The sequence below is a fragment of the Desulfobacter curvatus DSM 3379 genome, from assembly GCF_000373985.1.
Classification (GTDB): domain Bacteria; phylum Desulfobacterota; class Desulfobacteria; order Desulfobacterales; family Desulfobacteraceae; genus Desulfobacter; species Desulfobacter curvatus.
On sequence record NZ_KB892939.1, the window covers coordinates 1 to 3,820 of the forward strand.

The following is a 3,820-nucleotide window of genomic DNA, read 5'->3' on the forward strand; positions in this document are numbered from 1 at the left end:
AGCACTTCTTCAGCCAGTCCTTCCCCCAAAATGTATTTTTTACCGTTTCATCGATGAAACGGTTTACAGCCGCTGGGAATGATTCTTGTGGCCGGACCACTTGGGCAGATCATCCTGTATTTCAATCACTCTTGACCCATAAAAAAGATGACAGGTCGGCTTGAATGGCTCCGGCACCTCGGCGGGATACCCGAAATCAAATAGAGATGGAAAAGCGAGCCACATTCTGCGTCCCTCATCTGCAATTGGGGTGCCACATTTACCGCAACGGACTTTACAGGGGAGAATACGCTCTGCCCTGTTTTGTTCACTGTTATAAAAAATCAGATCTTCTAAACCAGCCGTGAATCTTACATGGTGTTTGTGGAAAATAGCAGCCCACTGCATAGGGGCTCCATGTAGCCTCTGACAAGTTGTGCAATGGCAAATCTTGGCATCCACTGGGTCGGCGCTCACCTCATATTGGACGGCACCACAGAAGCATGAGGCTTGGTACTTGGCAACAAATCCTGTGTCTTCCAGGAACGCATATTCGGGGCCGAATTTATTTTCCATAATCAACACTTATTCTGTTTGTTAAATTTACCTGTACGGGTGTTTCATCGATGAAACAGTTTATTGTAAAAATCATCGTCCTGCATCGTCCAGACGAAGTCTGTTTTTATGGAGCCCAGCGAATTAAAAACCTGTTAAATTTGATATTAACGTCTTCATTCAAGACACACCGTCAAAAGCAACGCACACCATGCAATTATACAGCCACAAGGTAGCATATAACTTAATCCTAAGAATTTGACTCGGCTACTTATTCCGAAGACATCGATCCCGAAAGGACTAACCTCGCTTTTGCCCTCCAATGCTTCCCATTTTGTCTTAAGATCCTCAATAAACTTATGACTAATATGAATTACAATTATTGCAGCCAAGCACAGAAAAATTCCGAGACACGCAAAAACGGTCGATGCTACAATCTTCTTTCCAAAGGTTGAACCAATAACAAGTCCCCATGAAGCAAACAGAAATCCCTGCGCGGTCATTAGCCACGAAAGTCGAGAATTAACCAATCCGTCTTCACGCGTTAAGTTGCTAATTATTAACTCTTGTTGCGTAATCATAATTTATCCAATTTTTTTTAGCGATATGAGTATTTAATGAAACCTCCAAATAGGCTTAACTTCAGCACTTGAGTATCTCCCATCTCGTCCTCATAAATCTGGATCATAATTTTTCCATGATTTGGCGCCGGATAGCGAGGGATGGCTCTTCAGTGATTGGAGAGGAGTCCTATCCCGATCAAGAGATATTTCCTTCAACTAATGCAGCCAGTTCAAACCATATATCTTGGTCCCAGTATCCGTTAGCTGCACCACTCGTAGATGGGGCAACAAACAGGCGTGTCCTACCAATGACCTCAGCTTGTAAACCAAATTCAATCTTTTTCCGACGCAGAAACACCTGTGCAGCTTTTTTCCCGTTGAACGCAAGTACAGACGGTTGATGCTTCAACATTTTTTCTGTCAAGGATGCTGGATCTGATTGTTGGAAGTCTATGGCAGAATCATTACCAGATTGTCCCTTTACGACATCAGTGAGACCAAGACCGTATTCCAGCAGATCGTGGTAGTCTCTTGATGATAGTTGATGAGGTGTAAGCCCCACTTTATGTATAATCGACCAGAATTTATTTCCCGGGCCTGCATAGTATTGTTTGCGCTCCGCAGATATAGAACCAGCAGCGGTGCCACAAAAAATAATTTTTAGATTTGGAGCTATCAAATCATCAAGCATGGTGTTTCCTTTGCACGCTTAATCGTAAATTCGGCAGAATAGGCCAATATTCTTATAAAAGCCGATTTTATCTATTCGTATTTAGGTGGAACGATATTGGGTTAAAATGAAATTTATTGAAGAATATCCTCATACGACCAACTCATGCAAGAAAAAAACATGCTCTTTTGTAACCGTGGCCTAAAAAATCAACTCGCCTTTAGCACCGGAGCATACCCCATCTCATCTTCATAAACCTGGAGCATAATTTTTTGCAGCCGGGCTGAATGCTCTTCCTCAACAATGGCGCTGTCATGTATGGGAAGCGCAACAATTCCCTTCGCATGCAACTTCATCATAATTTTTTCCATGATCCGACCATCTATGTTTTGCAAACCAATTCCGGCACCCGAGAACAGGAATTCCTGAATGGGGGCGTGGTGGGCCTTAAAATCGTCCATCATTTTGCGTATGGCGGATAGATCTTGGGCTGCATCAAACCCGGCATTCTGTAGGGCGTCACGGACCGCAATATGGGAACCTCGTTTGTCGGCATTGATGCTGATCAGAGATACCAGTTTATATTCGTTTCTTTGGGAACCATCACCGATGGCATACGGGTCCCCGGTAAACTCCAGGCCCAATTGATGATAAAGCATGCGGATGTGAAGGCCGGAATAATCCCACTCAACGGTTTTTTTGCCGTCAATGTAAATGTGCTTCCTGAACTTGCTGGGCATCCCCTGATAATAGGGTCCGTAAAATCTCCCACCTTTATTAAAATCCTTGGAGCCTCGGTTAAACACCCGGTGCATGTCCTTCACCTTGATTTCAAACACCAGCTTTTTTATTCCGAAATCGATCAGTGGACGGTCCTGTTTGATGAACTCCTCTTTCTTGGATCTGGCATTCATCAGGCTCAAGAGTTTCTTCATCCACAGTAGATGTAAAAAAAGTACTGATTCTGGCTGTAAGCCTTGGTACTGTTGGTTCTTCAGGCTATGAGTTATGGTAGACAATAGAGTAGTTCTATTCAAGTTAGAATCAATGAATGACCTGTACAGTGCTACGGGATAGGAGTACTCTTTGTACGAGAGAACCTCTATATCCATGTGATCCATAGCTGTACTGGTGTCTGTAGCATAGGAAGTACTCTGGTTGATGTTGTGTGAGTGAGTACCGGCTCCTGTAGATGGATGAGTACTGTTCATGACAGTGTTATCAATACCATTACCACTATTACCACAGCCCATGAGTTCTACTTCTTGAAGTTCTATCTTACCCTTGATGAGATCTGAAAGTATATTCACTGTTAGGTCTGTCAGGTTGATTTCATCTGACTCATCCAGACACACGGTGATTTTTTTTACGTTAGCAAGATTGTTCAGTTGTTCCAGGTTGGCCTGCATTAATTCGGTTGCTTCAGTGGGGTCAAATTCCACGTCCTTTGAAACTTTGACAGTCTTATTTTTGCTGTTCTTTTTTTTCTCTTCATCCCGTAGTTGAATCAAGTTCTCTGTCTGTGTGCAATGAATGTCCCCGATGGGTTGAAATTTATATTCATCAACAAAAATTTTGATTAATTTCACGGTGGCCCAGATCCTTGTCTGACGCCCATATTTGATGTTTCTGAAGCCTGGTGCTTTTTCAATGTAACCGTGGCATTCAAGCTCATCTATAAGGCGCTTCATACGATCGTATTTGAACCACAGTTTATCATAGCGTTGGTTGCNNCTGTAAAGATTNNNGTCCATNGAAANCCTTATNGGCCTGCCGACAAAAAANCCTATCCANANATTTATCAGGATCACCAGCAAACATTCTCTGTCACGGTATTTTGATTTTACATTGCGTCTGATATAATTTTTTTCTTCGCCGATCTCCTTAAAGATATAATCACGAGCATCTTTGACGGTGCGCCTGTCACTGCCAATCCAAATGTCAAAAGGCAATGCTTGCTCCAGCCATTGCACAAATTCTTTTTTTCTAACTTTTTTCATAATCCTTATTAACCCTTTCTAAAANNGNNAAANNNCCNNCCNTTTNGGGNNNG

4 protein-coding genes are annotated in these 3,820 nt (G+C 42.7%); all 4 read right to left on the reverse strand.

Annotated features, from left to right (window positions below):
- Positions 1 to 63 precede the first annotated feature (63 nt).
- The 4 genes from B147_RS0104745 to B147_RS0104765 all read right to left on the reverse strand — a co-directional run bounded on the left by B147_RS0104745 (position 64) and on the right by B147_RS0104765 (position 3,356).
- A complete protein-coding gene (locus B147_RS0104745; RefSeq protein WP_026259516.1) occupies positions 64 to 555 on the reverse strand; it encodes a GFA family protein in 492 nt (163 codons plus the stop codon).
- A gap of 155 nt (positions 556 to 710) precedes the next feature.
- Positions 711 to 1,115 (reverse strand): hypothetical protein, encoded by a 405-nt coding sequence (locus B147_RS0104750; protein ID WP_020586099.1) that lies wholly within the window; start codon positions 1,113 to 1,115, stop codon positions 711 to 713.
- A 178-nt stretch (positions 1,116 to 1,293) separates the two neighbouring features.
- Positions 1,294 to 1,788, reverse strand: coding sequence for a mismatch-specific DNA-glycosylase (locus tag B147_RS0104760; protein ID WP_020586101.1), 495 nt, complete (start codon positions 1,786 to 1,788; stop codon positions 1,294 to 1,296).
- Between the two features lie 188 nt (positions 1,789 to 1,976).
- On the reverse strand, positions 1,977 to 3,356 hold the full coding sequence (locus tag B147_RS0104765) for a hypothetical protein (RefSeq protein ID WP_245568926.1): 1,380 nt from the start codon (positions 3,354 to 3,356) through the stop codon (positions 1,977 to 1,979).
- Positions 3,357 to 3,820 lie beyond the last annotated feature (464 nt).

Excerpts from the sequence above, each read along its gene's own strand:
- B147_RS0104760 (WP_020586101.1), bottom strand. The coding sequence starts at position 1,788 with ATGCTTGATGATTTGATAGCTCCAAATCTAAAAATTATTTTTTGTGGC.
- B147_RS0104745 (WP_026259516.1), bottom strand. The coding sequence starts at position 555 with ATGGAAAATAAATTCGGCCCCGAATATGCGTTCCTGGAAGACACAGGA.
- B147_RS0104750 (WP_020586099.1), bottom strand. The coding sequence starts at position 1,115 with ATGATTACGCAACAAGAGTTAATAATTAGCAACTTAACGCGTGAAGAC.